The organism is Gluconobacter sp. (assembly GCF_047722525.1).
Lineage (GTDB): Bacteria > Pseudomonadota > Alphaproteobacteria > Acetobacterales > Acetobacteraceae > Gluconobacter.
The window spans coordinates 1-26,278 of sequence record NZ_JBDNYY010000007.1; the positions used below are offsets into that span (position 1 = coordinate 1).

Annotated in this window: 25 protein-coding genes; 14 read left to right on the plus strand and 11 right to left on the minus strand. The window is 61.4% G+C overall.

From position 1 onward, the window contains the following. Positions 1-37: 37 nt before the first annotated feature. Genes acpS through rpoZ form a run of 3 tightly spaced genes read right to left on the minus strand, consistent with a single transcriptional unit; the run spans position 38 to position 3,224 of the window. Positions 38-490, minus strand: coding sequence for a holo-ACP synthase (gene acpS, locus ABF859_RS08215; RefSeq protein ID WP_415527290.1), 453 nt, complete (start codon positions 488-490; stop codon positions 38-40). Positions 491-494: 4 nt separating this feature from the next. Further along, a complete protein-coding gene (locus ABF859_RS08220; RefSeq protein ID WP_415527291.1) occupies positions 495-2,792 on the minus strand; it encodes a RelA/SpoT family protein in 2,298 nt (765 codons plus the stop codon). Between the two features lie 36 nt (positions 2,793-2,828). Continuing rightward, positions 2,829-3,224: a DNA-directed RNA polymerase subunit omega gene (gene rpoZ, locus ABF859_RS08225; RefSeq protein WP_024716831.1), complete on the minus strand. Its 396-nt coding sequence runs from the start codon at positions 3,222-3,224 to the stop codon at positions 2,829-2,831. A gap of 200 nt (positions 3,225-3,424) precedes the next feature. Here rpoZ and ABF859_RS08230 point away from each other — a divergent pair, with 200 nt between their 5' ends. Beyond that, the gene (locus ABF859_RS08230; protein WP_415527292.1) at positions 3,425-4,033 is read left to right on the plus strand and encodes an NYN domain-containing protein; all 609 of its coding nucleotides are present in this window, start codon (positions 3,425-3,427) and stop codon (positions 4,031-4,033) included. Next, complete coding sequence (locus ABF859_RS08235; protein WP_415527293.1) at positions 4,030-4,593, plus strand: hypothetical protein; 564 nt, start codon at positions 4,030-4,032, stop codon at positions 4,591-4,593. The genes ABF859_RS08230 and ABF859_RS08235 overlap by 4 nt, the downstream gene beginning before the upstream one ends. 22 nt (positions 4,594-4,615) lie before the next feature. Here the strand turns inward: ABF859_RS08235 and msrQ are convergent, their stop codons facing one another. Beyond that, the gene (msrQ, locus tag ABF859_RS08240) at positions 4,616-5,242 is read right to left on the minus strand and encodes a protein-methionine-sulfoxide reductase heme-binding subunit MsrQ (RefSeq protein ID WP_415527294.1); all 627 of its coding nucleotides are present in this window, start codon (positions 5,240-5,242) and stop codon (positions 4,616-4,618) included. Further along, a complete protein-coding gene (gene msrP, locus ABF859_RS08245) occupies positions 5,242-6,180 on the minus strand; it encodes a protein-methionine-sulfoxide reductase catalytic subunit MsrP (protein WP_415527295.1) in 939 nt (312 codons plus the stop codon). Before msrP ends, msrQ begins: the two co-directional genes overlap by 1 nt. Before the next feature lie 80 nt (positions 6,181-6,260). Here msrP and ABF859_RS08250 point away from each other — a divergent pair, with 80 nt between their 5' ends. Next, on the plus strand, positions 6,261-7,133 hold the full coding sequence (locus ABF859_RS08250; protein WP_415527296.1) for an NAD(P)-dependent oxidoreductase: 873 nt from the start codon (positions 6,261-6,263) through the stop codon (positions 7,131-7,133). A gap of 68 nt (positions 7,134-7,201) precedes the next feature. Further along, complete coding sequence (locus ABF859_RS08255) at positions 7,202-7,810, plus strand: superoxide dismutase (RefSeq protein ID WP_415527297.1); 609 nt, start codon at positions 7,202-7,204, stop codon at positions 7,808-7,810. 87 nt (positions 7,811-7,897) lie between these two features. On the opposite strand, the gene yajC is transcribed toward ABF859_RS08255, so the two are convergent. Then, complete coding sequence (yajC, locus tag ABF859_RS08260) at positions 7,898-8,242, minus strand: preprotein translocase subunit YajC (protein WP_215746720.1); 345 nt, start codon at positions 8,240-8,242, stop codon at positions 7,898-7,900. Between the two features lie 119 nt (positions 8,243-8,361). On the opposite strand from yajC, the gene ABF859_RS08265 reads away from it, so the two are divergent. Together ABF859_RS08265 and ABF859_RS08270 are read left to right on the plus strand one after the other, a co-directional pair. Next, on the plus strand, positions 8,362-9,240 hold the full coding sequence (locus tag ABF859_RS08265) for an ATP-binding protein (RefSeq protein WP_415527298.1): 879 nt from the start codon (positions 8,362-8,364) through the stop codon (positions 9,238-9,240). A gap of 53 nt (positions 9,241-9,293) precedes the next feature. Further along, positions 9,294-9,749, plus strand: coding sequence for a hypothetical protein (locus tag ABF859_RS08270; RefSeq protein WP_415527299.1), 456 nt, complete (start codon positions 9,294-9,296; stop codon positions 9,747-9,749). Positions 9,750-9,791: 42 nt separating this feature from the next. Here the strand turns inward: ABF859_RS08270 and ABF859_RS08275 are convergent, their stop codons facing one another. Next, a complete protein-coding gene (locus tag ABF859_RS08275) occupies positions 9,792-12,077 on the minus strand; it encodes a TonB-dependent receptor (protein WP_415527456.1) in 2,286 nt (761 codons plus the stop codon). A 373-nt stretch (positions 12,078-12,450) separates the two neighbouring features. Here ABF859_RS08275 and ABF859_RS08280 point away from each other — a divergent pair, with 373 nt between their 5' ends. Together ABF859_RS08280 and ABF859_RS08285 are read left to right on the plus strand one after the other, a co-directional pair. Beyond that, positions 12,451-13,611: a Rieske 2Fe-2S domain-containing protein gene (locus ABF859_RS08280; protein WP_415527300.1), complete on the plus strand. Its 1,161-nt coding sequence runs from the start codon at positions 12,451-12,453 to the stop codon at positions 13,609-13,611. Position 13,612: 1 nt separating this feature from the next. Then, on the plus strand, positions 13,613-14,620 hold the full coding sequence (locus ABF859_RS08285; RefSeq protein ID WP_415527301.1) for a bifunctional GNAT family N-acetyltransferase/(deoxy)nucleoside triphosphate pyrophosphohydrolase: 1,008 nt from the start codon (positions 13,613-13,615) through the stop codon (positions 14,618-14,620). Position 14,621: 1 nt separating this feature from the next. Here the strand turns inward: ABF859_RS08285 and ABF859_RS08290 are convergent, their stop codons facing one another. Then, positions 14,622-15,515 carry an SMP-30/gluconolactonase/LRE family protein gene (locus ABF859_RS08290; RefSeq protein WP_415527302.1) on the minus strand — a complete coding sequence of 298 codons (894 nt, stop codon included), beginning with the start codon at positions 15,513-15,515 and terminating at the stop codon, positions 14,622-14,624. Positions 15,516-15,614: 99 nt separating this feature from the next. On the opposite strand from ABF859_RS08290, the gene ABF859_RS08295 reads away from it, so the two are divergent. Continuing rightward, positions 15,615-16,385 carry a competence/damage-inducible protein A gene (locus ABF859_RS08295; protein WP_415527303.1) on the plus strand — a complete coding sequence of 257 codons (771 nt, stop codon included), beginning with the start codon at positions 15,615-15,617 and terminating at the stop codon, positions 16,383-16,385. 45 nt (positions 16,386-16,430) lie between these two features. Here the strand turns inward: ABF859_RS08295 and ABF859_RS08300 are convergent, their stop codons facing one another. The 3 genes from ABF859_RS08300 to ABF859_RS08310 all read right to left on the minus strand — a co-directional run bounded on the left by ABF859_RS08300 (position 16,431) and on the right by ABF859_RS08310 (position 18,807). Continuing rightward, positions 16,431-17,405 carry an acetyl-CoA carboxylase carboxyltransferase subunit alpha gene (locus ABF859_RS08300; protein ID WP_415527304.1) on the minus strand — a complete coding sequence of 325 codons (975 nt, stop codon included), beginning with the start codon at positions 17,403-17,405 and terminating at the stop codon, positions 16,431-16,433. Between the two features lie 63 nt (positions 17,406-17,468). Continuing rightward, on the minus strand, positions 17,469-18,404 hold the full coding sequence (locus tag ABF859_RS08305) for a tyrosine recombinase (RefSeq protein ID WP_415527305.1): 936 nt from the start codon (positions 18,402-18,404) through the stop codon (positions 17,469-17,471). Positions 18,405-18,414: 10 nt separating this feature from the next. Next, complete coding sequence (locus tag ABF859_RS08310; protein ID WP_415527306.1) at positions 18,415-18,807, minus strand: hypothetical protein; 393 nt, start codon at positions 18,805-18,807, stop codon at positions 18,415-18,417. Positions 18,808-18,867: 60 nt separating this feature from the next. On the opposite strand from ABF859_RS08310, the gene aroB reads away from it, so the two are divergent. The 5 genes from aroB (at position 18,868) to ABF859_RS08335 (ending at position 26,269) form a co-directional block, all read left to right on the plus strand. Beyond that, entirely contained in the window at positions 18,868-20,559 is a 1,692-nt protein-coding gene (aroB, locus tag ABF859_RS08315) for a 3-dehydroquinate synthase (RefSeq protein ID WP_415527307.1), read from the plus strand. A 316-nt stretch (positions 20,560-20,875) separates the two neighbouring features. After that, positions 20,876-22,015 (plus strand): OmpA family protein, encoded by a 1,140-nt coding sequence (locus ABF859_RS08320; protein ID WP_415527308.1) that lies wholly within the window; start codon positions 20,876-20,878, stop codon positions 22,013-22,015. A 169-nt stretch (positions 22,016-22,184) separates the two neighbouring features. Further along, positions 22,185-22,748, plus strand: a complete 564-nt coding sequence (locus ABF859_RS08325) for a GtrA family protein (RefSeq protein ID WP_415527309.1) — start codon at positions 22,185-22,187, stop codon at positions 22,746-22,748. Positions 22,749-22,829: 81 nt separating this feature from the next. After that, on the plus strand, positions 22,830-25,469 hold the full coding sequence (gene alaS / locus ABF859_RS08330) for an alanine--tRNA ligase (RefSeq protein WP_415527310.1): 2,640 nt from the start codon (positions 22,830-22,832) through the stop codon (positions 25,467-25,469). A 116-nt stretch (positions 25,470-25,585) separates the two neighbouring features. Beyond that, positions 25,586-26,269: a carbonic anhydrase gene (locus ABF859_RS08335; RefSeq protein WP_415527311.1), complete on the plus strand. Its 684-nt coding sequence runs from the start codon at positions 25,586-25,588 to the stop codon at positions 26,267-26,269. The last annotated feature ends 9 nt before the right edge of the window (positions 26,270-26,278 follow it).

The following is a 26,278-nucleotide window of genomic DNA, read 5'->3' on the forward strand; positions in this document are numbered from 1 at the left end:
CCTGCACGGGCCTGTTCTCCTTGGTCATGAGACGCTCTTAACGCAGCTTGGCGGCGTTGGCGAGCAGTTCAATCGGTGCGGATGATCCCGGAGGGACGGATTGGATGATGACCTGCGCGAGAGCAAAGGGGGGATCATCGGTCAGGCTGACGAAAAGCTGCGCCTCATGTCCCGGAGGGGTCAGGCGCTGCAGGGCCTGTTCCGCCCCACCTGAAAGCCGCAGTTCCGGGGCGCCCTTGAGGCTGTTGCAGACCCCGATATCCTGAAGCCGGACACCCTCCGCAAAGCCTGTTCCCAGAGCCTTCGCGCAGGCTTCCTTCGCAGCCCAGCGCTTGGCGTAGCTACCCATGCGCGCCGTGCCCGTAAGGCGGTCCGCATGGGTGCGCTCGGCGGGCGTGAAGACACGGTCCAGAAAGCGGTCCCCGAAGCGTTCGACGCTCTGTTCAATCCGAGAGATCATGCACAGGTCCGTCCCCATGCCGAGGATCACGTGCTCATCCCTTGGCACGCTCGACCTGCATGACACCCACGGCCGTCCGGAAGGCAGCGATCAGGGACGACAGATGGCGCAGATCCTTCACTTCCAGATCGACCAGGATTTCCATGAAATCGAGCTGACGGTTTACGATCTTGAGGTTGCTGACGCTGCCACTGTGCTTGGCGGCAACATTGGTCAGGGTTGCGAGAACCTCGGGTTCGTTGGCGGCCACCACTGACAGACGTGCCGTATAGGGTTCGGCCCCCTGACGGCGGCCGAGGGCTTCGTAATCCCAGTCCACTTCCAGAAAACGCTCGGGCGTATCGGCAAAACCGGAAAGATTCTGGCAGCCGCGGCGATGGATCGTAACACCCTTGCCCTGGGCGATGATACCGACAATCGGATCTCCCGGCAGCGGGCGACAGCAGCCTGCGAAGCTGATGGCGATACCCGAACCGATTCCCTTGATCGTACTGCCGGAATGGGTGGCAGGCGTTTTGGAACTCCCATGCCCGGCACCGAGCATGAGAGACTGGCCGAAACGCGGGGACAGCCCCGGCACCATTCTGGGCGCACGAACGCTTTGGCGGAGTTCCGGATAGGCGGTGTTGACTACATCCTTGGGGCCAAGCTGGCCGTTTCCAACCGCGACGTACAGGTCTTCCACCGAAGCCTGACGCAGTTCCTTGAGGATACCGTCGAGGACTTTTTCGGAGCCGTCCACACCCTCCTGACGGAAGGCCTTGGCAATGGCGGCGCGACCGTTATCGAGATGGACCTGACGCTGCTGCTGCGCCACAAAGCGCCGGATGCGGGCTCGGGCCTTGCCAGTTGCGACGAAGCGCTCCCATGATGGCGAGGGCGTACCACCGCGGGCCGTCATGATCTCGACCTGATCGCCGTTCTGCAGTTCGTGACGCAGCGGCATCAGGCGACCGTTGACCTTCGCGCCCACACAGGTATCGCCGACCTGACTGTGTACGGCGTAGGCAAAATCGACGGGCGTTGCGCCACGCGGAAGGGAAATCAGTTGCCCCTTGGGCGTGAAGCAGAAAACCTGATCCTGATAGAGTTCAAGCTTGGTGTTTTCGAGGAATTCGTCAGGAGCCTGACTGTCTTCCAGGATTTCCAGCAGATCCTGCACCCATCGCAGCTTGCGGGTCGGCGCGCCAAAGGCAGACGACAACGCGGCAGCTTCACGTTCGCTCGGGGTCGCATGTTCCTTGTAGGCCCAGTGCGATGCCACGCCGTTTTCGGCGAGATCATGCATTTCCGCGGTCCGGATCTGGACCTCGATCTTCTGGTTTCGCGGGTGACGCAGAGTGACCCCGGTATGAAGGCTCTGGTAGCCGTTGGCCTTGGGGGTGGAAATGTAATCCTTGAAACGCCCGGCGATCATCGGATAGGCGCCGTGGATCGCACCCAGCGCCATGTAACAGGCGTCGCGCGTCGGCACGAGCAGACGGAACGCCATGATGTCCGAGAGCTGCTCGAACGCCACGTTCCGGCGCTGCATCTTTTCCCAAATCGAGTAGGGCGATTTTTCACGGCCCGTCACTTCGACCCTGTCGATCCCCGTTTCAGCGCACAGGGCCATCAGTTCCTGACGGACCTGTTCGATGACATCCGCCCCCTGCCCCCGCAGGAAGTTCAGGCGCGCGCGGATCGTTGCATCAGCTTCGGGCTCGAGCTGGGCGAAGGAAAGGTTCTGCAGCTCCGTCTTGACGCGGTCCATGCCGATGCGTTCGGCGAGAGGCGCATAGATATCCATCGTCTCACGGGCGATGCGCTGCCGGCGATCAGTCCGCTGCACGTAATGAAGCGTACGCATATTGTGCAGGCGGTCGGCCAATTTGACGATCAGGACGCGGATGTCCCGCGACATGGCGAGAACGAGCTTGCGGAAGTTCTCGGCCTGCTTGGTGCGATCGGACTGGAGTTCGAGACGTGTGAGCTTGGTTACGCCATCAACGAGGGCTGCGACATCCTCGCCGAAACGGGCTTTCAGGGAATCGCAGGAAACGCCGGTATCTTCTACGGTGTCGTGCAGCAGACCCACCATGATGGAGGTCGCATCCATGCGAAAACCGGCAAGAATATTGGCGACGGCAATGGGATGGGTAATGTAGGCATCGCCATTGTCGCGGCGCTGCCCGTTATGGGCATTGGCGGCGACATCATAGGCGTCTTCGATCCGGGCAAGATCGGCAGACGGATCATAGCTTTCGATCCGCCGAAGCAGTCCGGCGATGGACGGCTTGAAGTCACCCGAGGCTACGGGCGACGGCGCAACCGGAGGAGATGCATCAGGCATGAAGCATATCCTCCCTTCACTGGACTTCAGCAGAAATCAGCGGCGACCCCGACCACCCAGTTCGGCTTCGATTGCTGCCGCTTCATCAGCGGACATATTCTCGGCCATATGAGCGTGTTCTTCCTCGGTGGAAACATCCTGCAGACCGAAGATGTTCTGGTCGGTCGGGATGAGATCCAGCACTTCCTCGTCAACAGGCTCCGGCTCCGGCGCGCGGGCCAGGGAGCGGATGATGCCTTCGCGCAGCACGGGGAGGCTCACCTTGTCTTCGGCGATTTCGCGCAGCGCAACGACCGTGTTCTTGTCGTTTTCACGATCCAGACGGATTTCCTCCCCGCGCGACAGGCCACGTGCACGCTGGGCGGCAAGCAGAACCAGTTCGAAACGGTTAGGAACCTTCTCGATGCAATCTTCGACGGTTACGCGCGCCATGCGACAGGCCCCCTTCGGGTCAGACTAGGAATAAAATAAGAGAGAGTGCTGGCAATAACATGCGGTTCATGCGATTGCAATCCGCACCTGCCTCATCTCCGGAATTGAACCTGAGTGCATCCAAGCTCGTTCGCAGCTGGAAGGCAGTTTCTGCACCCTGTCGTACAGGGAAACATATTTTACATACCAGGATTACCATCATGCTTCTGCGCCAGAACGAACGTACGGCCCTTTTCATTGATGGCGCCAGCCTCCACCACGCAGCCCGCAATCTGGGTTTTGAAGTCGATTTCCGCAGCCTGCGCAAAATGTTTGAAGCCGAATGTCTTTTCCAGCGCGCTTTCTATTATGCCGCGATGCCCGAAACGGACGACTATTCCCCCCTTCGCCCCCTGACCGACTGGCTGGCCTATAACGGCTATCATCTCGTACTGAAAAATGCGCGCGAGTTTACGGATCATTCAGGAAGACGGCGTATCAAGGGAAACATGGATGTCGAACTGACAGTGGATCTTCTGGAACAGGCCGGCCGGCTCGATCACGCTGTGATCGTGAGCGGTGATTCCGACCTGCGGCGCGCCGTGGAGGCGGTTCAGGCGCGCGGGGTCCGGGTCACGGTCATTTCCTCGATGCGCTCGACGCCCCCCATGATCGGGGACGACCTGCGCCGCCAGGCGGATCTTTTCGTGGAACTGGCGGATATTGCGCCCTCGTTCACGCGTCGCCAGACGGAATCGCGCAATCCTCCGCGACAGGGGCCCGTTCGTCATCCGGCCGATATCAACAGTGACGAGACCAGCGATTCATGACACTTCGGGCTTCCACCGGAACGATCCCCGCCCCTCCTCCGCCTCCCGTCATTCCGGAAGGATCGCGGTCAGGAACCGGGCCGCTTTCAGCCGAACTGCTGATCGTCTGTCTTGATCCGGAAGATGCCGTGGACACGCTGGCTGGCTTTCTGAAGGCCAATGACATCGTCTTCGATCCCGCCCTTGCCGGACCGGCCTCCATTCTGGGGCGCATTACCAGCGTGATGCAGCCCCTCTCCTCCCAGCCGCTCGCACTCCCCTCCGAACTCGAGACCTGTAGCGCGGCGCTCTGTACCGAACTCCAGAGCATGCACAGGCTCAGGCTGGTCCTGACGCTGGGGATCAGTGCTCATATTGCCGTTCTGGGGGCATGCGGAATTCCGCTCTCGCGGCTTGATTTCCGCCCCGGTGAAATCACCCACCTGCCGGACGGGCTGCTTCTGGCAGATGGATGTCACTTCCCAAACAAGCCTTTTCCGGCTGACATGCTGGCCCAGCGACGTTCAGCCCTGACAGAGCTTTCCCCCAAGATCCGTGCAGCGTTGCGCCCGGCCGTCTGATCCTGTCTGAAAATCGGCTGACTTAGAGCCCGCTTCCTGTCCTGGAATGCGGTACGAAGCGGCTCAGGAGAATCAGGGCCATCGCGGCAAGGTACGGGGCGGACACACCATTCAGTGTCTTGAAGGACAGGAAAAAGTGGATCGCCGCCAGAATCGCGGCGGGGTAGATCAGCCGGTGCAGCAGCTTCCACCGGCGCTTCAGCAAGCGCATGGACATCGCATTGGATGTCAGGGCGAGTGGGGTGAGCATGAGAAGCGCGCCCAGCCCCAGAATGACGAAATAGCGGTGCGTGACATCTTTCCACAGGACGGGCCAGTCAAATCCGTGATCCAGCCCGGCATAGGCCAGCAGGTGCAGGACGGCATAGAAAAAGGCCAGCAGGCCAGTCAGACGCCGGTAACGCAGCAGGTTGAGGCCCGTGAACCGTCTCAGAGGCGCGAGCGCCAGGCACGCCAGCAGGAAACGGAAAGCCCACAGACCCAGCGATCGTTCAAAGGTGTTGACAGGATCGGCGCCGAGCGCGCCGTGCTGACCCTGCCAGACGAGCCAGACCGCTGGGATCATGCCGAGCGGATACAGAATCAGGCGCCAGTGTCGTTTCAGAGCACTGCCCCGATCAGCAGCAGCCTGCACGCGGGTGGCTGGCATCAGAAGTCTTTCCGCAGGTCCATGCCGCGATACAGATCCGCAACCTGTTCTCCATATCCGTTGAACATCAGGGTCGGCTGCCGTGTGGCACCGAAGAGGGAATGCGAGCCAATGACACGCTCGGTCGCCTGACTCCAGCGCGGATGATCGACCTGCGGATTGACGTTGGCATAAAAGCCATACTCATCCGCCGCGAGACGGTTCCATGTTGTTGAAGGTTCGTGATCCAGCAGACGGATACGCTGGATCGACTTGATGCCCTTGAAGCCGTATTTCCACGGAACGACCAGACGGACGGGCGCCCCATTCTGGTTTGGAAGCGTCTCGCCATAGATCCCCAGAGCCAGCAGGGTCAGCGGATTCATGGCTTCGTCCAGCCGCAGTCCTTCGACATAGGGCCACTGGATGCCTGAAAACCCCCCGTTCTGGCCGGGCATTTCGGAGGGGCGCAGGACACTCTCGAAGGCGACGTGTGTGGCGCGGGGATCGGGATCCGCATCCTTCAGCAGGGTTGCGAGGGGGATACCGTCCCAGGGAATGACCATGGACCAGGCTTCCACGCAGCGCATGCGGTAGATCCGCTCCTCGATCGCGGGGGACCGCAGAAGCTGCTCTACGTCCAGCCGGACAGGCCTGCGAACGAGTCCCGTGATTTCCAGTGTCCATGGCAGGGGATGAAACCCCTGCGCATTGGCGGAAGGGTCCGCCTTGCCCATGCCGAATTCGTAGAAATTGTTGTAGTGCGTCACATCTTCGTGCGGCGTTGGGGTCAGACCGGCGGAATAGGGACCGGGACGGGTCTGCAGCGTTGTCGCGTGGGCCGCGGTTGCCAGGCCCGTAAGCGCCGCTGCCCCGCCGATAAGGCCGCGTCGGGAGAGATACATTTCCCGTGGCGTGATTTCAGATGGCAGGGGTCTGGGATAGCGAAACAGCGCCATAATCAATTTCCGAACCTTGCGAAACTCTGGCACTCATGATGCGTGAGTCTGTTGCAACGCATCACAAGGAGCCAGTTTCCATGTCCAGTCCAAAGATCGGTTTTATCGGTTACGGCGCCATGGCCCAGCGGATGGGGGCCAATCTCCGAAAGGCCGGTTATCCGGTCGTGGCGTTTGCCCCGTCGGGCGGCAAGGATGAAACCGAAATGCTGCCCTCGCCGCGCGCGATTGCGGAAGCTGCGGATATTATCATCTTCTGTGTGCCGAACGATGCGGCGGAAAACGAATCCCTACATGGCGGGAACGGGGCGCTCGCTGCCCTGACACCCGGCAAGCTTGTCCTCGACACCTCCACCGTCTCTCCCGATCAGGCCGACGCCTTTGCCAGGCTTGCTGTCGAACATGGATTTTCCCTGCTTGATGCCCCCATGTCCGGCAGCACGCCTGAAGCCGAGAGCGGTGATCTGGTCATGCTGGTCGGTGGCGACGAAGCTGTGGTCAAGCGCGCGCAGCCGGTTCTGGATGTCATCGGCAAGCTGACGATCCACGCGGGGCCTGCCGGTTCGGCTGCGCGGCTGAAGCTGGTTGTGAACGGCGTGATGGGTGCCACACTCAACGTCATCGCGGAAGGCGTCTCTTACGGACTGGCTGCGGGACTGGATCGTGATGTCGTGTTCGAGACGCTTCAACAGGTTGCCGTCGTCAGCCCGCATCACAAACGCAAGCTGAAGATGGGTCAGAACCGCGAATTCCCGTCCCAGTTCCCGACACGGCTCATGTCCAAGGACATGGGGCTGCTGCTGGATGCCGGACGCAAGGTCGGCGCCTTCATGCCGGGCATGGCCGTGGCCGATCAGGCGCTGGCTCTTTCAAACCGTCTGCATGCGGATGAGGACTATTCGGCTCTCATCGGTGCGATGGAACACAGCGTTGCCAATCTTCCCCATAAATGAGAACGATATGCGGGAGCGGCCGCCCCTGAGGGCGGTCACCTCGTCTTATTCTGCCAAGGAGTGACATCATGGCTTTTGAACTTCCCCCCCTGCCTTACGCAGAAAACGCCCTCGCCGGTGCTGGTATGTGCCAGGAAACGCTGGAACTGCACCACGACAAGCACCATCAGGCCTATGTCACGGCGCTGAACGGTTTCGTCGAAAGCAAGCCGGAACTGGCTGGCAAGACGCTTGAGGAGATCATCGCATTCTCCTACGGCAAGCCCGAGATCGCCCCGGTCTTCAACAATGCGGGCCAGCACTGGAACCACATCCTGTTCTGGAAGAACCTGTCCCCGACGGGCGGCCAGATCCCGACCGGTCTGGAAAAGAAGATCGCTGAAGATTTCGGCTCCGTCGAAGAGTTCAAGAAGCTCTTCAAGCAGGCTGCCACGACGCAGTTCGGCTCGGGCTGGGCGTGGCTGGTTCTGAACAAGTCCGGCAAGCTGGCTGTCACGAAGACGGCAAACGGCTCCAACCCGCTGGCCGAAGGTCAGGGCAAGGCACTGCTGGGCCTCGACGTGTGGGAGCACGCCTATTACCTCGATTTCCGCAACCGTCGTCCGGACTACATCACGAACTATCTGGACAAGCTCGCCAACTACGAGTTCGCGGAAGCTGAACTGAAGTCTGCCTGATCCCTTCCCGGATCGTCAGACAAAAAAACGCCCCGCCCGGTTTTCCGGGCGGGGCGTTTTTCGTGAACGGGTCTTTTGACAACCGGATCAGGAATCGTTGGCCGGCTTTTCGCGGGACGTGATGTTCGTGATCGTGCTGCGGACGATCTTCACGCGCACGCCCTGGGCGATCTCGACGTCCACTTCATCGCTGTCATCACGGGTGGCCTGCACGACACCGACGATACCGCCAGCCGTCACGATCCGGTCGCCGCGACGCAGGGAACCCTGCTCTTCGCGCAGCTTGCGGGCGCGCTGCTGCTGGGGACGGATGAGCAGGAAATAGAACACCACGAAGATGAAAATCATCGGGGCGAACTGAAGCACCTGCGGATTGGACAGGAGACCACCACCATCGGCGGCCTGGGCGGAAGAAATGAACAGACTGCTCATGGATGTAAGGGTCCAGTCTTGAGTGAAGCTGGCGGGGACCATATCGTCCGGGGGCTGCCCGTCAAGCACGGCGCCGATGTCTTTTGATCTCAACCCCTTTCGTTCCGGGACCGTTTTCCATGACCGACCATGCCCTGCTCAGTGCTCTCGAACGTATTGCCGACAGTCTGGAGCGCATGAGTCCGCCTCCGCCGAGTGCGGATATCCTGCACAGGCACGACGCCTTTCTGTGGCAGGCTGCGCTGGGCGTGTTGACACCAGTGGAGAAGGTTTCGGGGGTTCCGCTGTCGCTGCTTCAGGGCGTGAAGCGGCAGATGGATCAGGTCATGACCAATACTCGGCATTTCGCGGAAGGCTTCAGCGCCAACAACGTGATGCTGTGGGGGGCGCGCGGCATGGGTAAGTCCTCGCTGGTAAAGGCGTCCGTCGCAGCCGTGAACGAAGAGCAGCGGGCCAAGGGCGGCGGGACACTCGCGCTGATCGAGATCCAGCGTGACGAACTGTCTTCGCTGCCAAAGCTGCTGGCCGTCCTGCGCACCACGAAGCGCCGCTGCATCCTGTTCTGCGATGACCTGTCATTCGAGAGCCAAGATGCAGACTACAAGTCCCTCAAATCCGTGCTTGATGGCGGGATCGGGGGGCGCCCGGAAAACGTCCTGATTTATGCGACCTCCAACCGCCGTCACCTGATGCCGCGGGACATGATCGAGAACGAGACCGGCAGTGCGATTAACCCATCGGAAGCCATCGAGGAAAAGGTCTCGCTTTCGGACCGCTTCGGGCTCTGGATCGGCCTGTATGGCGCGACGCAGGACGATTATCTGGCGATCGTCGAAGCCTATGCGGCTTATTATAATCTGCCGGTTCCGCGCGAAGAACTGCGACGCAAAGCGCTTCAGTGGGCCATGGCGCGGGGCAGTCGTTCCGGCCGTGTCGCCTCGCAGTTCATCAGTGATCTGAGTGCCGAACTGGGTATAACACCCGAACAGGATGCCTGAATTTTACGGCTGTTTGTGCTCGCACAAGACGTTGAACGCACGAGAGTAGCAATATGATCATCCTGATGATAATCGCCGCATTTTTTCTGGCTTATGCGGCTCCAGATACATCTATCGGCAGAATCTGTCGTGATCGGCTTGTGACACGTCCCGTCAGATGGGTGAGAGAGTTTCCCTACACTGCAGGCATTCTTGCGCTGGGAACTATTCTGCTTGTGGGCTGTGCCACATGGCTACTGGGCCATGATGGTTTTGCTGCAAGCCTACAGATGGCTCCGGATGTTCTTGGTTTCGCTACCAGTTTTGAAGTTATGTCCTTCGTCGAAGCGGCATCCAGCCTTGCGTTCGCGATGCTGCTGTCGGGAGCAGGAAAAAATATTCTCGTTCTACGGCAGTTGTTCCGACGCCCTGTGAGCCGGGGCAGACGTGTTGTGAGTAAGGCCCGCGCATGTCTGACGGGACGAAACGCCGACGACCCTGACCCGGCAGTTTTGCCAGTTTTCTCCTGACGATGAAGGTAGGCGGCCGAAGCCGCCTGCCTCTTCCGCCGGTCAGAATGACGCGCTGATGGTTCCGAAGAACTCGCGGACGGCACCGCGTTCCATGGACTGGTAGTCGCCCACGGCAGGGTTGTCGTTCTCGCCCATCATGGAGATGTATTTGGTGTTGAACAGGTTATAGACATTGAAGCTCGCCGTGACATCCTTGAGGACACTCAGCTTGCCGAAACGGTACTGTGCACCGGCGTTGGCCAGCCAGTAGCCGCCGATCGAGGTGTCGTTCATGAAGCTGTAATAGCGGCGGCTGTAGTAATTCGCATCGAAATGTGCGGTCATGCCCTTCCAGCTATAGGCGACTGACGTCTTGTACATCCAGGCGGGGTAGTTGACGATGTTCTTGCCCGCGAGCGCATAGTATCCGCCGACCGTATCGACATTCCGGTCGTAGGTGCCCTTATTGTAGCTCAGATTGTTACTGATGCTCAGGCCGTCGATCGGGGTGATGGTGATGTCGCCATTGGCACCCGTCATGGAGATGTGGCCGAAATCGATAACCTGCGAGACCGGATTGGTCAGGGAGCCCACGGCAGCCGCCAGGATCGGGTGGATCAGGCTGGCGTGATAGACTGTCGCGTTCGCCTGAAGATATTTTGACGTATAGCGGTAGCCGCCGAGATAGACCCAGGCCTTGGACGGCTCGAGGGACTTCTTCTGGGCCTGGAACGTGGCCTGATCCTGCACGGAATAGACCGAGTTCGCCACGCCATAGGCCGAGACTTCATAGGCACGCATGTTCTCGGCCACGTCCACGTAGATCTCATGGTGGCGGTTGATGTGCCAGTCCAGATTGACATGCGGCAGGAAAGCCTGCGAGGCCGTCAGGGAGCCGTTCGGCAGGGCGTCCGCGCCCGTCCAGTCGGCGTTGTTGTACTGGGCGCCCCCGGAGGTCGTGGCAGTCATGGACTTGAAGCCGGCATGCAACGTCAGGCCTTCGGCAAGCTGGATGCTGTCCTGCAGGTGGAACTGCATGACGTTCGTGGTCCATTGGAAATTGTAGCCTTCGAGGAAGGCGGGACCATAAACGTCATAGGGACCAACAGCCTTGAGCGGCGCTCCCTGCCCCAGAAGCGGCTGCTGATAATTGAACAGCCCTGCCTGCTGGTTGTTGTTTTCGTACCAGACGCCTCCCTCGATAGTATGACGGCCCCATTTATAGCGCAGGCTGGTGTCGAGACCGTAGCGCTCCTGACGGTTCTGCCAGACTTCTTCGGAGAACGGCGCACCATTCGGCGAGGGATCATCCGAATCCGTATAGCTGTAATAGCCGGTCTGGCTGTGACCGTAGATCGTGGTGTTCCAGGTCAGATGATCAGTCAGGGCGAGGTCGAAATGCAGCCCGCCCATGTAGTTGGTTTCGGACTGGCCGCCGTCATACATGGCGATGTTGGAGCCATCGATGCCCGGCACGTTCCCGTAACCGGCCGGCAGCGGGCTCGTGCCGTTGGCGATCCCGTAGGCCAGCCCGTAATTCGGATAGAGATGCGGCGTGCGCCAGCCGAGGTTCTTCAGGATGCCAATGGACGTGTCGGGATAGTTCCACTGGGCCAGACTGGACCAGTTGAAGAAGGCCGACATGCGGCTGCGTTCATTGATCGGCTGGACGAGCTTGGTATCGACCTGCTGCATGAACTGGTCACCACCACCCATCCACATGCCTTCATCGGTGCGGGCATAGGACGTGTAGAACTTCGTGCCGGTCGGGTTCAGCTTGCCGGAATCCAGACGAACATAGGTGCGGTACGAGCCGTAGCTGCCGAAAGACTGGCTGACCTTGCCGCCGCGCCTGTCCTCGGGGTCCGAGGAACCAATCTGGATCGTACCACCCAGCGTGTTGGTCGAGGGAAGTTCGACCGAACCTGCGCCCTGCGACATGCGCATGGACTGGATATCGTCGGGAATGATGGCGGAGGCGAGGCTCATGCCGCTGACGGACTGGTAAGTCTGATCGTTCAGGGGAACGCCATCCACGGTGACGCCCATCTGGTTCATGAAGAATCCGCGGACGTAAAGATTGGCGCCGAAACTGTCGATTCCGAATGGATCGGTGGAGGTGAAGCTGACGCCCGGAGTACGGTCTAGCATCTTGTAGGCGCTGGTTCCGGGAACATACTGGCGCATGATGGCTTTCGAGACGGCCTGCTCGGCGTCACGTCCGGTCAACTGGCGCCCGGTGACGGCGACGCTTTCCGTTGCACGGGCATCCAGTTCTGTTGTGCGGTGGCGGGCCGGAGCGGCCGCCTTCCGGCCCTGCCCGGTCGGGGCAGAGGTGGCGGTCACAACCGGCGCCGTATCCTTCGTTGCCGGATGATGGTGAACGCCATGAGGATCGGCAGCCAGGACAGACTGACGGACTGCAAACAGTGCGATGGAGGAAAGAAGCAGGGATCTGGTTCGCACCGTGGCCGAAACTCCGGAATGGGGGATTTATGATTTGTGGGAAGCGGTCTCCTAAACGGGCCTGCTCGCCCGGAAAAGCACCAGTCCCGCAAGATGATCTTTCAATGACACGAAAATGGTGGTTTTTGTGCTGCATGTTGCGGGAAAGACGCGATCCAATGATGCGAATGATCTCTTCCTGAAGTGGGGCTTTGCCTGTTAGGTTCTCTGCGCATTTGAAAATGTCGCGGTTTCATCACGGATCAGGATACTCATGTCGCAGACTGTCTCTGCCTCTTCTGACGCCACGCAGGGCGCCGACCATGTCATCGACCCGGATATCGGAGAGTTCTCTCCGGTAGAAGACGTGGTTCGGAAGACCGCAGACCTGCGACGCGTCCACTCCAATCCCGATTACTGGTATCCGGTCGCCTGGTCGCGCGAACTCAAGCGCGGCAAGACCATCGGCACACGCTATGCCGGACAGCCGATCGCACTCGTGCGGCCGATGGATGGCACTGTGTTCGCGCTCGAGGATCGCTGTGCGCACCGTCAGGTGCCGCTCAGTCTTGGCAAGGTCAGTGGTGAAGCGGTCCAGTGCTGCTATCACGGCTGGGCCTATGGCCGGTCGGGACGCTGCATTGACGTGCCCTATCTGGGCAAGGGCAAGCTGCCGAACGGAGTGCGGACCTATCCGTGCCGTGAGGAAGGCGGGCTGATTTTCATTTTCCCCGGCGATCCGGCAAAGGCCGAGAGTACGCCGTTTCCGCAGCTTGGCTCGGTGGGCAACCCCGAATACAAGACGCGCCGTTTCGGTGAGACGGTCGCCTGCCATTACAGTTTCATGCATGAGAACCTGATGGATATGAACCATCAGTTCATGCACATGAAGCAGATGGGCCAGATGAAGCCGCGCTTCCTCGGCGGCAGGGACGAGCCCACACTGGTCGAGGCGCGGTACAGTTTTGCGCGGACCGGGGGCAAGCAGCCCTGGGGTGAGACGTTCATCTTTGGTGAGCGTCGCGATGCCAGCGAGAAATACGCCCACAAGGACGTCATGACGATCCGGACGGAGTATCCGTACCAGACGCTGCGCATCGCGACGGGTGACGAGCCGCCGGTCATGGATCTGTGGATCGTCTACGTGCCGCAGGATGCAGAGCAGAAGACGTGCCGCGTGTTCGGGCTGCTGTCGATCCGCCGTCCGAAAGCAAAGCTGGTTCTGGATGTGGCCTGGCCGTTCCTGATTGCGTTCACCGAGCGGATCTTCAAGGAAGACCGGGATATCGTGGAACTGGAACAGGCCGCGTGGAACGAACTGGGCGGCGATCACAATCAGGAGGTCTTCCCGGTCATCAACATGCTGCGTCGTCTGCTGGCACGATGTGGCGTAGCGGCGGCCCCTTCTGAAAAGCCGCAGGGTTCCACACCCTGACATGACTCCAGACCTCAAGGCAGGGACGCTCGTTCTCCGCGCCCTGCAGCCGGAGGACGCACCGGTCATTCACCGTCTGGTCAATGACTGGAGCGTCGTGCGGATGCTCAGCAGCCTGCCCTTTCCCTATCCACGGGAACTGGCGGCAGAGTGGATCGAGTCCACCCGCCGCGACAGCACGCAGGGACAGGCCCATCATTTTGCCATCACCCGGGAGGGGGCGCTGCTCGGTGCCATGGGGCTCGTACTGTCCGATAACCGGCGTGCGGGGTCTTTGGGATACTGGCTCGCGCCCTCGGCCTGGGGACAGGGGATCGCAACGCTGGCCGGGCAGCGGGTGGTGGAATGGGGCCTGACGGTCCTGAAGCTGGGAAAACTCACCGCCGCGGCGGCGCAGGACAATCCGGCCTCTGCCGCCGTTCTCAGGAAGCTCGGGTTTCAGAAAACGGGAACATCGAGCCGCCGGTTCGTATCCCGCGGGCAGGAATGCCCGGTTGATCTGTATGAGCTGACACGGACCGCGTTCCTTGCCGGGACGCAGGACATTCCGGATGGGGAGCCCTCCCCTGCTCCAGCCGTTGCGGCTCCCGTTGTTCCGGAGACGAAGCCCCGGACACTTCTGGTTGTGGCAGCGGCGCTTCTGGATGCGCAGGGACGGATCCTTCTGGCACGTCGGCCGGAAGGAAAGCGTCTCGCGGGACTGTGGGAGTTTCCGGGCGGCAAGGTCGAGCGGGACGAGACGCCGGAACAGGCGCTGGTCCGCGAAATGCGCGAGGAACTCGGGCTTGATCTGGCCGGGGCCTGTCTGGCGCCGTTCACGTTCGTCAGCGAGAACGCCGGACCGTTCCATCTGCTGATGCCGCTTTATGTGGTGCGGCGCTGGAGGGGCGTGCCAACCCCCCGGGAAGGCCAGACCCTGGAATGGGTCGCAGCCGCCGATCTGGGCCGCTACACCATGCCTGATCCCGACCTTCCGCTGATCCCGCTTCTACAGGAGCTTCTGGGCTAGATCAGCCGTTCAGGCGAAAGACCTGCTGCGGAACACCTGCAACATCCGTGCGGAAAGCGAACAGGGAGCCGGCCTGCGGTTCCTTTGCAAGGGTTTCGGCATCCAGCCCCTTGCGCGCGGTCGTCACGAAGACCGTTTTCAGGTCATCGCCGCCGAAGGCGACTTTCGTGACATTCGTGACAGGCATGGGAATCGATGGCAGTTCCGTACCATCCGGCCTGAACCGTGCCACACGGCCACCACCCCAGGTTCCGCACCAGACGGTCCCTGCGCTGTCAGTCACGATCCCGTCAGGATAGCCGTGGTCCAGACGGGCGAAGACACGCTCGTTCGCAAGGTTGCCATCTGCTTCGATGTCAAAGGCGTAGATCGTCTGCTCCGGGCTGTCACAGACATAGAGAACCCTGCCGCACGGAGAGACGGCGGGACCGTTGGAAACGGTATAGCCTTCGTCCTGATGAGTGATGTTCAGGCCGTCCTGATCGTGAACAAGCCGGTAGATCGAGCCGGACGGATTTTCCTCGCCGTCATCCATGGTGCCGAACCAGATGCGGCCCTGCGGATCGACACAGCCATCATTGAGGCGGTTGCGGGGCTTCTCGGCTTCCACGATCGTGTGATCGGAAAAACTGCCTGCGCGCGGATCAAAGCGACGCAGGCCGTCCGGCATTCCGGCAAGGAACGTGCCATCGGCGACAGGAAGAAGAAACGCCACACGGTCCGGGGCGGACCATGTCTGATGATTGCGGCTGAAGGGCGTGAAGCGATGGATCTTTGCTTCCAGAATATCGACGAAGTAGAGGGATTTTTCAGCGGCAATCCAGACAGGCCCCTCCCCCAGCGTCGCGCGCAGATCGAGGAGACATTCGGGCTGTTGGAACGGGACGCTGGTCATGTTTCCTCCTGATGAAAACGAAAGTTCGGAGCGGGTTTGTCCTCGACAACGCGAGGCGAGCCGTTACGTTCTGTGGCGAAGACTATCAGGAGCGGACACATGCTTCAAAAAACTGCCTGTTTTCTCGTCATTGGCAACGAGATCCTCTCGGGACGCACACAGGACGCCAATACGCGGGTTCTGGCCCAGGCCCTGAATGAACAGGGCATCCGGCTCATGGAAGTGCGGGTCATTCCCGATATCGAAGAGCGCATCATCCGGACCGTTCGCGACTGCAGCGCGGCCTTCGACATCGTGTTCACGTCCGGCGGCATCGGGCCGACGCATGACGACATCACGGCCGAATGCGTCGCAACGGCCATGGGCGCACCGCTGGTCCGGCATGAGGAGAGCTTCCGTCTGCTGGAGGCTGCTTTGGGAGCGGACCGGTTCAATGCAGCCCGCCAGCGCATGGCCTATCTGCCCAAGGGGTCCACGCCGATTCTCAATACGGTGTCAGTGGCGCCCGGATTCAGCATCGGCAATGTGCATGTGATGGCCGGGGTGCCCTCCATCTTTGCATCGATGGTCGCGTGGCTGGTGCCGCAGCTTGAGAAAGGCGCACCACTCGTCTCCGCAAGCTGGCATGCGGCCGGGCTGAAGGAAGGGGATTTCGCAGCCGATCTCGCGACGTTGCAGAAAAACTTTCCGACGATTGATCTGGGATCTTATCCCTATCATCTTCCGGACGGGGCAAGCGGTGTGGCGCTGGTGGCCAAGGGATATGACAGCGAGACCGTCGAGAAGGCCGCGCTGGCGCTGCATGATCTCATCATGGCGCATGGACGTGAACCACTCGCAGGCGAGCCGACACACAAACAGACAGTCTGAAAAAACAAAAGCCGCTGCGGAGGGGCAGCGGCTTTTGAAAAGGTCTCAGTGCAGAGGCGTGCGGGTCATGGACAGGAACTTGTCCCGGCGCTTCTGGATTAGCGCCGGACCCGTCAGATCCTTGAGCGAACCCAGTTCTTCCGCAATCGCGTTGCCGACGGCCTTGACGGCCTCGTCCGGTGCGCGCTGGGCGCCCCCGACCGGCTCGGGGATGATGCGGTCGATCACGCCAAGGGACTGAAGGTCCTGCGCGGTGAGCTTGAGGGCTTCGGCGGCGGCCGGCGCCAGCTTCGGATCGCGCCACAGGATGGAGGCGGCGGCTTCCGGCGAAATCACGGAATAGATCGAGTGCTCGAGCATCAGGATGCGGTCGCCCGCACCGATGGCAATGGCGCCACCCGACCCGCCCTCACCGATCACGGTCACGATCAGCGGCACGGGGGCCTTGAGGCAGACATCGATCGACTTTGCGATGGCCTGGGCCTGTCCGCGCGCTTCAGCGTCGATTCCGGGCCAGGCACCGGCGGTATCGATGAAGCTCAGGATCGGCAGGCCGAAACGACCAGCCATTTCGACCAGGCGCTGCGCCTTGCGGTAACCTTCGGGGCGGGCCATGCCGAAATTGTGCTTCAGGCGCGTTTCGGTGTCGTGGCCACGCTCGGTTCCGACAACAACGACCGGCTCTCCCCGGAAACGGGCGAGACCACCGATCATGGCGTCGTCATCACCAAAGGCGCGGTCCCCGGCCAGCGGCGTATAGTCCGTTACCAGCTGCTGCACGTAGTCCAGAGCCTTCGGGCGCTGGGCGTGACGGGCCACCTGCACTTTCTGCAGCGGCGTCAGCTTGGCATAGGTCGTGCGAAGCTGCTTGTCGGCCTTCTCGGACAGACGGGCAATCTCGTCATCGATATTGATGCCGCTGGTGCCGGAGTCCTTGCCCTGGCTGCCCATCTGGCGGAGTTCGTCGATCTTGGTCTCGAGTTCGGCGACCGACTTCTCGAAATCTAGGAATTGGCGCATGGCCAGCCCGATAGCACGCCTGCGCGTCCGGAAACAGTCCCTGCGACATGCGGAATGATCTGTTCAGTCCGCTTCGTCCGGGGCCGCGCCATTCCGTGCCAGCGGATGATGCGCCGTCACGGCCTGTCGCAGGCGTTCGGACATGACCTGCGTATAGATCTGGGTGGTGGCGATGTCGGCGTGACCCAGCAGCATCTGAAGCGCCCGCAGATCGGCGCCATGCGCAAGAAGATGGCTGGCGAAAGAATGACGCAGGACGTGCGGGCTGACACGGTCGGGGTCCAGCCCGGCTTTCAGGGCGCAGGCGAGCAGGATCTTGTCGAATCCCTGTCGCGTGAGATGTTTTTGCGGGTTGCGTCCCGGGAAGAGCCAGGGGCTGCCGAGATCGCGATCGAAATGCGCGAGCTGGTCCGCAGCGTCCCGAGCGCTCTGGGATAGGGGCACCAGCCGCTCGCGGCCGCCCTTGCCACGCACCAGAAGCATGGGACCACGGACATGGACACAGGATGCCGGCAGGGCGAGCAGCTCGGAAATGCGCAGACCGGTCGTGTAGAGCAGTTCCAGCGCGGCACGGGAGACGATGTCCCGGCGTTCGTTTTCATGCCCGCGCGTCCCGGTTTCCAGCAGGCAGCGGATTTCCTCTTCGTCCAGCGGTCTGGGAAGGGAGGAGGCGATTCTGGGGGCCTGCTGACGCTCGGTAGGATCGTCCTCACGCACCGACTCGAGCATCAGGAAGCGGTAGAACTGGCGCAGGCAGGACAGTCGCCGCGCTGCCGTACGGGCCGCCAGACCGGCGCGGGACAGTTCCGCGAGATAGGACTGGACCTGCGCAGCCTGCGCCTCGGCAAGAGCGACGGGCGCGCAGTGGCTCGCGAAATCAGCGAGGTCAGAGGCGTAGGCCTGTCGGGTTTTCAGTGCCGCACCGCGCTCGGCGGCCAGCATTTCAAGAAAAGCCTCGACATGCCTGCTGTCCCCCCGATCGTCACGGACATGCTCCATGCCGGGGTGATCAGTGAGCGGGAGCCGGAGCGACCGGGGCGGCGGGCATCGGCTGGGCCGGAGCGGCCTGCGGAGCGGGCATCGTGGGCAGCGGGGTCGAGGGCGTCAGCGGCGCAGTGGCGGGAGCAGCCGCCGGAACTGTTGCCACGGGGGCCGGAGCCATGACTGGAGCCTGTGCGGGCTGGGCCGCAGGCACGGGGGGCATGGCCGGAAGGGCGGCCTGCGGTGCGGCAGAAGTGGCGAAAGCCGCACCGGACAGATCCTTGTGAACCATGGTCTGTGCCGGTGGTGTGGCGGTCATGCCCAGACGCAGGAACGCTCCGCCGACGCCCAGAACAAGGAGGACGGCAACGGCCCCGCCAATCAGCGGCAGGCGGGAAAACGAACGATCGGTAATGGCCATGGGAAAAGGTCTCGAAGTGAGGGCAGGACGTGTTCCCTCTCCTATGATACGTAGCAGGGCATGTCACGCCTGCCTTTCCCCCTTTCAGCCAAGCCGGAACCCTTTTTCTCTCCCGATGGCACGCCGTTGCGTACGGTTGTCCTCGTCGGAATGATGGGGGCTGGCAAAACCACCATCGGACGGCGCCTTGCGCAGATCTGCGGCCTGCCCTTCGTGGATGCCGACATCGAGATCGAACGGGCTGCCGGCTGTTCGATTCCCGAAATCTTTGCCCGACATGGCGAAGCATCTTTCCGGGACGGTGAACGCCGCGTCATCCAGCGTCTCCTTGACGGACCGCCCTGCATCCTTGCCACGGGCGGGGGCGCCTGGATGGATGCCCAGACACGCCGTCTGGTCCGGCAGCACGCCGTATCGATCTGGCTGCGGGCCCCGGTACATGTTCTGGTGAAACGGGTTGCCGGACGATCGGGGCGGCCACTGCTGGCTCAGGGACGGCCGGACGAGGTTCTGGAGCGGCTGGTCGGATTGCGTTACCCCGTCTACGCGGAAGCAGACATCATTATCGATTGTGGAGACGAAACCGTGGAACAGGGCGTGCAGCGGGTGCGGGAAGTTCTGGGCGAATATCGCAGGCCGGAGGCAGTGCATGTCTCTCTCAGCCATCACAGCTATGATGTCCTGATCGGACCGGACCTCATTTCGCGCGCGGGAGCATGGCTTGCACCTCACCTGCCCCAGAAACGCGTGGTCGTCATCACGGACGAGACGGTCGCCGGACTGCATCTGCCCCGGCTTCTGGCGTCGTTCGAGGAAACCGGCATCCGTGCGGATGTGATTGCGGTTCCCGGCGGTGAGGAGAGCAAATCCCTTGCCTGCTACGGAGACGTCATGAACCGGCTGCTCTCCACGGGGATCGAGCGCAAGACAACCATCGTGGCGCTGGGCGGCGGTGTCGTAGGAGATCTGTCGGGGTTCGTCGCGGCCACGGCCCTGCGTGGCCTGCCATTCGTGCAGATCCCCACAACGCTGCTCTCCCAGGTGGACAGCAGCGTCGGCGGCAAGACGGGGATCAATGCCACCGCGGGCAAGAACCTGATCGGCGCGTTCCATCAGCCTGTCGCGGTGCTTGCGGACAGTTCCGCCCTTGCTACACTCCCACGCCGCCAGCGCGTTGCCGGATATGCCGAAATCGTCAAATCCGGCCTGATTGCCGATCCTGAACTGTTTGCATGGTGCGAAAACCACGGACGTGACGTATTGGACGGCGATCCGGCGGCGCTGACAGAGGCCGTGCGCCGGGCCTGCGCCTTCAAGGCGGCGGTCGTGGCGGCTGACGAAAAGGAGCAGGCGTCTGTTGGCGGCCGTGCCCTGCTCAATCTGGGGCATACGTTCGGACACGCTCTTGAAGCGGAACTGGGATATGACGGACGCCTGCTGCATGGCGAGGCTGTCTCGATCGGGATCCACCTGGCCATGGCCCTTTCCGTGGAACTTGGCTACGCCCCTGTCGAAGATCTGCAGCGTCTGGACCGCCATCTGCGAAGTCTGGACATGCCCGTGAGCTTTGACTGGTTCCGGGAATCGTTCTCCGCAGACGTACTGCTGCATCACATGACTCGGGACAAGAAGATGCAGGACGGGAAGGTGGCGTTCGTGCTGCTCCGCGGGATCGGGAAGGCCTTCACGACCCGCGACATCCCCTCAGAAACAGTGCGTAATCTCCTCATCAGCGAGGGCTGCCGTCCGTGATGAATGTTAAAATTACGTCACATCACGGCTAAATGCCTGTTTTCCCTCTGTTTTTGCATAGCTGCTTTCTGCCTTAGGCTCTGGCTTCTGCTGAAACCATGAGCTAAGGCAACGTAGACGCGAGGCGTAGATCGTGAAGCGGGCGAAATGGACTGTGGCTTTTATGTCACTCCCCTACCCCGAGTAGAGCTGGAAGACCCTGACTGGCTTTGTCGCGGGGAACTCTGCGCTCTATATGCGCTTATGCATCGCGCTGGGTCCGTTGGTGAAAGCATTTTCCAACGGCTCGAACGTTAGTCACTAAGAGGACGAAAACATGCGTCTCCGCACGGCACTCCTTGCCATGACGTCGATGGTCGCCGCACCGTCGCTTGCCATGGCCAGCACGATCACCGGCCCCTATGTCAACATCGGCGGTGGTTACAACCTGGTCCAGAACCAGCACGCTCACTTCTCGCCGACGACACAGGCCGATGGCACGAGCAGCAATGCTGGTTCCAGCTCCCAGTACCGTCACCACGATGGATTCACCGGCTTCGGTGCATTCGGCTGGGGCTTCGGCAACGGTCTGCGCGTTGAAGTGGAGGGTGTGTACAACTACTCTCAGCTCAACCACCGCGCCCACACGCCAGTGAGCGGTTCCACCCGCGGTTCCGATCAGGCTTATGGCGGCCTCGTCAACGTCCTGTATGACATCGATCTCGCCAACTTCGGCCTGAACGTTCCTGTCACGCCGTTCGTTGGTGTTGGCGCTGGCTACCTGTGGCAGCACTACAACCCGACCACCACCCAGTACAACAACGGCAATGTGAACCGCATGGGCGGCACGCAGGGCAGCTTCGCGTACCAGGGCATCGTCGGTGCAGCTTACGACATCCCGAACGTTCCGGGTCTGGCTGTCACGACGGAATACCGTTTCGTCGGTCAGGAATTCGCCAACGGTCCGTATCGCTCCACGGCGTACAATGGTTCCGGCGTCCACAAGGGCAACGTGAACTTCGACCAGCGCTTCTCGCACCAGTTCATCCTGGGCCTGCGCTATGCCTTCGACACGGCTCCGCCGCCGCCGCCGCCGGCTCCGGTCATCGTTCCGCCGGCTCCGACCCCGGCCCGCACGTATCTCGTGTTCTTCGACTGGGACAAGTCTGACCTGACGGGCCGCGCCCGTGAGATCGTTGCCCAGGCAGCCCAGGCTTCCACGCACGTCCAGACGACGCGCATCGAAGTCAACGGCTACACGGATAACTCCGCTGCTCACCCGGGTCCGCGCGGTGAGAAGTACAACCTGGGTCTGTCCAACCGTCGCGCTTCCAGCGTGAAGGCTGAACTGATCCGTGACGGTGTCCCGGCTGCTGCCATCGACATCCACGGCTACGGCGAGTCCAAGCCGCTGGTTCCGACTGGCCCGAACACCCGCGAGCCGCAGAACCGTCGCGTCGAGATCATCCTGAAGTAATTCAGACATGATCTGACGCCGGAATCTTCGACTTCCGGTTTTGAGAAAGGCGTCCTTCGGGGCGCCTTTTTCTTTGGGCCCAACACAGGGTGAAAGCAAAACTCTCCTTGCGGACGACTTCCCCCACACGCTAGAGCCAGCCCATCCCGACAGCCCGGAGACATGTTCCTTGCGACGCAGCCGCCTTTTCTATCCGCGCAGCCGACCGGAAATCATCGACCAGTTCCTGCGGTTCGGAACAGTCGGCGCACTCGGTTTTCTGGTGGACTGGGGCACAGTCTCCCTGCTGCGGGTTCCCGCAGGGCTAATCGCGGCGACACTGATTGCCTATTTCGTGGCGGCGACCGGGAACTGGTGCCTGAATCGGATGTGGACGTTCCGGCTCTCCGCGGCGGAAAACCAGCACATGTTTTTGCAGTGGCTACGATTCCTGCTGGCCAATTCGTTCGGATTTCTTCTCAATCGCGGCATGGTGTTCCTGCTCTACGCCACGCTTCCCCTGACCGTGCGTCATCCGGGACTGGCCCTTGCCGCGGGTGCGTTGTGTGGAATGGTGGCCAATTTCAATCTGTCCCGGCGGCTCGTTTTCCGGGCACAGACGCCCGAAACGCCATTGGAACTGGTGCAGATGGCAGTGGAGATCCCCGCTGCGGGGCTGACTGCGCCGGAACCCGAGCCGGAACTGTCCGGATTGCATGACGGAAGCAGCAGGGTGCATGGAGAGAATGACTGAGGGCTGCATTTCCAAGGCGGCCACAATAGTCTAGGACAGGCAGATTATTCCCTGTCTTCCCGGAACTGACACTCCCTCATCATGACCAGCACAAACGATATCAGATCGGCCTTTCTCGAATACTTCGGTTCGCAGGGCCACCGCATCGTTCCCTCGGCATCCCTGGTGCCGCAGAACGACCCGACACTGCTGTTCACCAATGCTGGCATGGTGCCGTTCAAGAACGTCTTCACCGGCCAGGAAACGCGCCCCTACTCCCGTGCCACCACGGCACAGAAGGTCGTGCGTGCGGGTGGCAAGCACAATGACCTCGACAATGTCGGGTACACGGCGCGCCATCACACGTTCTTCGAGATGATGGGAAATTTCAGCTTCGGGGATTACTTCAAGCCTGAAGCCATCGAATTCGCCTGGACGCTGCTGACGCGCGATTTCGGGCTACCTAAGGACAAGCTGCTCGCTACCGTCTATGCGGAAGACGAGGACGCGGCCGATCTTTGGAAAAAGATCGCCGGCCTGTCCGACGACCGGATCATCCGCATCGGTACCTCCGACAATTTCTGGCGCATGGGTGACACGGGACCGTGTGGTCCCTGCTCCGAGATCTTCTATGATCACGGCGACAGCGTGTTCGGTGGCCCTCCGGGTAGCCCGGATGAGGACGGCGACCGTTTCGTCGAGATCTGGAACCTCGTGTTCATGCAGTTCCTCGACCAGCCGGATGGCTCGCGCGATGCTCTGCCCCGACCATCGATCGACACGGGCATGGGGCTGGAACGTTTTGCCGCGATCATGCAAGGCAAGCGCGACAACTACGACACCGACACGATGCGCGCGCTGATCGAGGCCTCTGCCGAAATCATGCATCAGGACGCCGATGGTCCGTTCAAAGCCAGCCATCGCGTTGTGGCGGACCACCTGCGCTCGACGGCTTTCCTGATTGCGGATGGCGTGCTGCCGTCCAAGGAAGGTCGTGGATATGTGCTGCGCCGCATCATGCGGCGCGCCATGCGTCACCTGCACATCATGGGCGCAAAGGAGCCGGTGTTCTATCGCCTGCTTCCGGCGCTGATCCAGCAGATGGGCGCGGCGTATCCGGAACTCGTCCAGCATCAGGCCCTGATCGCGCAGACGATGAAGGGTGAGGAAGAACGCTTCACGGCTCTTCTGGAACGTGGCCTGACGCTGCTTTCCGACGAACTGGACCGTCTGGGCGACAGGGAAGCCCTCCCCGGCGACGTGGCGTTCAAGCTCTATGACACGTTCGGGTTCCCGCTGGATCTGACGCAGGATGCCCTGCGTGAAAAGGGCCGTACGGTTGATGAGGCCGGTTTCGAGACCGCCATGGCCGAGCAGCGCAAGCGTGCGCGTGCGGCCTGGGTCGGTTCGGGCGATGCGGCGGCCGAGACAGTGTGGTTTGACGCACGCGACAGGCATGGTCCGAGCGAGTTCCTCGGTTATGTGTCCGAAAAAGCCGATGCGGAAGTTCAGGGCATTTTCCGGGGCAATGACGAACTGGCCGAAGCCCCTGCTGGCGACGAGACGGTTGCGATCCTGCTGAACCAGACGCCTTTCTATGGCGAAAGTGGCGGTCAGGTTGGCGATCATGGAACACTGACGGCTCCGGGTGTGCGCGTCGAAATCACGGATACGCAGAAGCGCAACGGCGATCTGATCGTGCATTACGGCAAGGTCGTTGAAGGCACGCTGAAGCCCGGCATGGCGGTTCATGCCGAGATCGACCATGCCCGCCGCACGGCCGTTCGTGGCCACCACTCCGCGACCCATCTGCTGCATGAGGCGCTACGTCGGCAGATCGGCACGCATGTCACGCAGAAGGGCAGTCTGAATGCGCCGGAGCGTCTGCGCTTCGATATCAGTCAGCCGCGTCCGCTGACGGATATCGAACTGGCGGCGGTCGAAGCTGAGGTCAATGCCCGCATCCGGGAGAACGCACCGGTCGAGACGCGCCTGATGACGCAGGACGAAGCCGTGGCGGAAGGGGCCATGGCCCTGTTCGGCGAGAAGTATGGCGATGAAGTCCGCGTGGTCTCGATGGGTAAGGGCGACGACGATCGTCCGGCCTATTCCATCGAACTCTGCGGCGGCACGCATGTGGGGCGTGTTGGTGAGATCGGGCCGTTCCGGATTGTATCTGAGAGCGGCGTCTCGGCTGGCGTGCGCCGGATCGAGGCTGTCTGTGGTCTTGCTGCGGAAGCACTGGCGCTGGAAACCGAGGGCCGTCTGAAGCAGATTGCTGACCTGCTCAAGGTTCCGGTTGCCGATGCCGCGTCCCGCGTGGCAGCGCTTCTGGAAGAGCGCAAGTCCCTGACGGCGCAGGTCTCCGACCTTCAGCGCAAGCTGGCAACCGGCGAAGCCACCAGTGCCACGGAAAGCATCAACGGCATCACGCTCTCCGCGCGTGATCTCGGCGATGTCAGCCCGAAGGAACTCAAGGGTCTGGCGGAGAGCATCTCAAAGCAGATCGGCTCGGGTGTCGTGGCGCTGATGTCCAATGCGGATGGTCGCGGCAGCATCGTGATTACCGTAACGAAGGACCTGACGGATCGTGTGGATGCGGTGAAGCTGGTCCGCGAGGCTTCGGCACTCATGGGCGGCAAAGGCGGTGGTGGCCGTCCGGATATGGCGCAGGCCGGTGGCCCCAATGCAGATTCAGACGCCGTATTTGCCATGCTGCGTACAGCACTCGCATCTGCGTAAGAAACACGTCATGGTATGTCAGGGTGGTGACAAAGCATGGGTCCGATGGAATCATGCTTTACCTGTCCTGACAAAGCCTTCTAACTGCCCGCTAGTTCAAGATGAAGGAGAACACCATGGCCTGTGGTCGTGATACTCTGGCGAAACTGCTGGGCGGTGTCCGCAAATTCGAAACGGACGTCTATCCCGAGAGTGCGGAACTGTTCGAGAGCCTGGCCTCCAGCCAGTCTCCGTCGACCCTGTTCATTACCTGCGCCGACAGCCGGATCAGCCCCAGTCTCATAACCCAGACGGAACCGGGCGAACTCTTCATCGTGCGCAATGTCGGCAACATCGTGCCGGCTTATGGCGAAATGCTGGGCGGCGTGTCGTCGGCGATCGAGTATGCGGTTGGTGCGCTCAAGGTGAAGAACGTCATCATCTGCGGTCATTCCAACTGTGGCGCCATGGGCGCGCTGATGGATCTGAACTCGCCCAAGCTGGACAGCCTGCCGACGGTCAAGAGCTGGATGCGTCATGGCGAGGCTGCCCGGGCTGCTCTGGGCGATCTGAAAGCGGAAGATGCCGGGCCGGAAGACATCCGTTCCCTCGCCGAATACAACGTGCTGCTCCAGCTCGTGCATCTGCGCACGCATCCGACGGTTGTGCGGGCGCTGGCACAGGGTGCCCTGAAGCTTCAGGGCTGGTTCTATGACATTCCCAAGGGCGAGATCCTCATTCTCGACGAGGGAACGCGCAAGACGCGTACGGTTGAAAGCGTCCTCGAGGAAATGGGTGCTACGGAAGGACAGGCAGCCTGAGGCAGGCTG

Bases quoted from the DNA above. Each gene is read 5' to 3' on its own strand.
- ABF859_RS08300 (WP_415527304.1), bottom strand. From the start codon at position 17,405: ATGCGCCAATTCCTAGATTTCGAGAAGTCGGTCGCCGAACTCGAGACC.
- ABF859_RS08290 (WP_415527302.1), bottom strand. From the start codon at position 15,515: ATGACCAGCGTCCCGTTCCAACAGCCCGAATGTCTCCTCGATCTGCGC.
- ABF859_RS08310 (WP_415527306.1), bottom strand. From the start codon at position 18,807: ATGGCCATTACCGATCGTTCGTTTTCCCGCCTGCCGCTGATTGGCGGG.
- ABF859_RS08235 (WP_415527293.1), top strand. From the start codon at position 4,030: ATGACACTTCGGGCTTCCACCGGAACGATCCCCGCCCCTCCTCCGCCT.
- aroB (WP_415527307.1), top strand. From the start codon at position 18,868: ATGTCACGCCTGCCTTTCCCCCTTTCAGCCAAGCCGGAACCCTTTTTC.
- ABF859_RS08305 (WP_415527305.1), bottom strand. From the start codon at position 18,404: ATGGAGCATGTCCGTGACGATCGGGGGGACAGCAGGCATGTCGAGGCT.
- ABF859_RS08220 (WP_415527291.1), bottom strand. From the start codon at position 2,792: ATGCCTGATGCATCTCCTCCGGTTGCGCCGTCGCCCGTAGCCTCGGGT.
- rpoZ (WP_024716831.1), bottom strand. From the start codon at position 3,224: ATGGCGCGCGTAACCGTCGAAGATTGCATCGAGAAGGTTCCTAACCGT.
- ABF859_RS08250 (WP_415527296.1), top strand. From the start codon at position 6,261: ATGTCCAGTCCAAAGATCGGTTTTATCGGTTACGGCGCCATGGCCCAG.
- ABF859_RS08270 (WP_415527299.1), top strand. From the start codon at position 9,294: ATGATCATCCTGATGATAATCGCCGCATTTTTTCTGGCTTATGCGGCT.
- ABF859_RS08335 (WP_415527311.1), top strand. From the start codon at position 25,586: ATGGCCTGTGGTCGTGATACTCTGGCGAAACTGCTGGGCGGTGTCCGC.
- msrQ (WP_415527294.1), bottom strand. From the start codon at position 5,242: ATGCCAGCCACCCGCGTGCAGGCTGCTGCTGATCGGGGCAGTGCTCTG.
- ABF859_RS08280 (WP_415527300.1), top strand. From the start codon at position 12,451: ATGTCGCAGACTGTCTCTGCCTCTTCTGACGCCACGCAGGGCGCCGAC.
- msrP (WP_415527295.1), bottom strand. From the start codon at position 6,180: ATGGCGCTGTTTCGCTATCCCAGACCCCTGCCATCTGAAATCACGCCA.
- alaS (WP_415527310.1), top strand. From the start codon at position 22,830: ATGACCAGCACAAACGATATCAGATCGGCCTTTCTCGAATACTTCGGT.
- ABF859_RS08285 (WP_415527301.1), top strand. From the start codon at position 13,613: ATGACTCCAGACCTCAAGGCAGGGACGCTCGTTCTCCGCGCCCTGCAG.
- ABF859_RS08255 (WP_415527297.1), top strand. From the start codon at position 7,202: ATGGCTTTTGAACTTCCCCCCCTGCCTTACGCAGAAAACGCCCTCGCC.
- ABF859_RS08295 (WP_415527303.1), top strand. From the start codon at position 15,615: ATGCTTCAAAAAACTGCCTGTTTTCTCGTCATTGGCAACGAGATCCTC.
- ABF859_RS08230 (WP_415527292.1), top strand. From the start codon at position 3,425: ATGCTTCTGCGCCAGAACGAACGTACGGCCCTTTTCATTGATGGCGCC.
- ABF859_RS08320 (WP_415527308.1), top strand. From the start codon at position 20,876: ATGCGTCTCCGCACGGCACTCCTTGCCATGACGTCGATGGTCGCCGCA.
- ABF859_RS08265 (WP_415527298.1), top strand. From the start codon at position 8,362: ATGACCGACCATGCCCTGCTCAGTGCTCTCGAACGTATTGCCGACAGT.
- yajC (WP_215746720.1), bottom strand. From the start codon at position 8,242: ATGAGCAGTCTGTTCATTTCTTCCGCCCAGGCCGCCGATGGTGGTGGT.